The sequence below is a fragment of the Synechococcus sp. R8-2 genome (assembly GCF_047461715.1).
GTDB lineage: Bacteria > Cyanobacteriota > Cyanobacteriia > Thermostichales > Thermostichaceae > Thermostichus.
This window is the reverse complement of record NZ_JANSHQ010000534.1, coordinates 1-1960: the sequence shown is the minus strand read 5'-3', so window position 1 is coordinate 1960 and position 1960 is coordinate 1. Positions and strand designations below refer to the sequence as shown.

At 60.9% G+C, this 1960-nt stretch carries 1 protein-coding gene; it reads left to right on the top strand.

From position 1 onward, the window contains the following. The coding region (locus tag NW819_RS12060) for a vitamin B12 dependent-methionine synthase activation domain-containing protein (protein ID WP_414413885.1) at window positions 1-1857 on the top strand (1857 nt) is incomplete at its 5' end. Between the last annotated feature and the right edge of the window lie 103 nt (window positions 1858-1960).

Sequence of the window (1960 nt, the reverse complement as noted above, 5' to 3'; positions counted from 1 at the left end):
AGCGGGACGGAGTCCTCGGGCATTTGCACCTACGATCCTCTGGCGCGGCTGACGGAGCTGTTTGCGGGAGTTTCCGGGAAGGAACTGCGCTCTGGCGGATCTTTTGCAGATTTACCCCTGGAGGAGCGGCTGCGGCGGCACATCATCGACGGCGAGCGGATTGGCCTGGAGGAGACCCTGGCGGAGGCACTGCAGAACTATCCTCCCCTGGAGATCATCAACACCTTTTTGCTGGACGGCATGAAGGAGGTGGGGGAGCTGTTCGGTGCCGGCAAGATGCAACTGCCCTTTGTGCTGCAGTCGGCAGAAACCATGAAAGCGGCGGTGAAATACCTGGAGCCCTTCATGGAAAAGGTGGGAGAGGAAGTGTGCAAAGGCACTCTTTTGATTGCCACCGTCAAGGGGGATGTCCACGATATTGGCAAAAACTTGGTGGACATCATCCTCACCAACAACGGCTACAAAGTCATCAACCTGGGCATCAAGCAGCCGGTGGAGAACATCATCGAAGCCTATGAAAAGAGCAAGGCCGACTGCATTGCCATGAGCGGCCTGTTGGTGAAATCCACGGCCTTTATGAAAGAGAATTTGGAGGTGTTTAACGAGCGGGGCATCACCGTGCCGGTCATCCTAGGAGGGGCTGCCCTTACCCGCCGCTTTGTGGAAGAAGACTGCCGCCAGACCTACAAAGGCCAGGTGATCTATGGCCGCGACGCCTTCGTCGATCTCCACTTTATGGATCGGCTGATGCAGGCCAAGGCTGCTGGCCGCTGGGATGACCGGCTGGGTTTTCTGGACGACCTAGAGCTGGGATCCCCCTCTGCCAATGGCCAGAAAGAGGCTTCTTGGGTTCCAGAGGAAACGGATCCCAGCCTGCCCCCTGCGGAGACCACCGTGGGAGCTGCTCCCGCCCTCACCCTCTCCGAGTCCCAAGACACCCGCCGCTCTGAAGCCGTTGCCCTGGAGACCGAGCGACCCATCCCGCCTTTCTGGGGATCCAAACTTCTCGCCTCGGATCAGATCCCCTGGCCGGAAGTCTTCTTCTACATCGACAAGCAGGCCCTGGTGGCCGGACAATGGCAGATTCGCAAGCCCCGCGACCAGTCGGCGGAGGAGTTTGCCGAGTTTATCGCCACCCAGGTGGAGCCGGTGATCGAGCGCTGGAAGGAGCGAATCCTGGCTGAGGATCTGCTGCACCCCCAAGTGGTCTACGGCTATTTCCCGGCCCAGGCAGAGGGGAACACTTTGATCCTCTTCGACCCGGCCAGCTTCCCGGAGCTGTTTGCCCTGGAGCCAGGCTCCACCACCTATTTCCAACTGCCCACGGTGGAGCGCCCGCAACTCTCTCCAGGGGTGCGGGAATTGGCCCGCTTCACCTTCCCCCGCCAAAAGAGCGGCCACCGCTACTGTATCGCTGACTTCTTTGCCGATCGCTCCACTGGCCTAGTAGATGTTTTCCCCATGCAGGCGGTTACGGTGGGCCCAGAGGCCACCGCCTATGCCCAGCGCCTCTTTGCCGAAGGCCAGTACACCGACTACCTGTATTTCCACGGCCTGGCTGTGACCCTGGCGGAAGCCCTGGCGGAATGGTGCCATGCCCGCATCCGGCGGGAGCTGGGGTTCGGCCACGAAGATAGCCCCGACATCCGCAAGATCCTGCACCAGGGCTATCGGGGATCCCGCTACAGCTTCGGCTATCCCGCCTGCCCAAACATCGCCGACCAACGGATTCTGCTGGAGCTGCTCCAGGCCGAGCGCATTGGCCTCACCATGGACGAAAGCGATCAATTGGATCCGGAACAGTCCACCACCGCCATCGTTGCTTACCATCCGGCAGCCCGCTACTTCAACACTTAGGCTTAGGCCCTCATCTCCAACCTCTCTCAGGGGGAGAGGGGGAACTGTCGAGAACGGCTAGCGGGATCCCAGGCGGGAGCGGCTGTTCGCGTCAGCGGTGCGG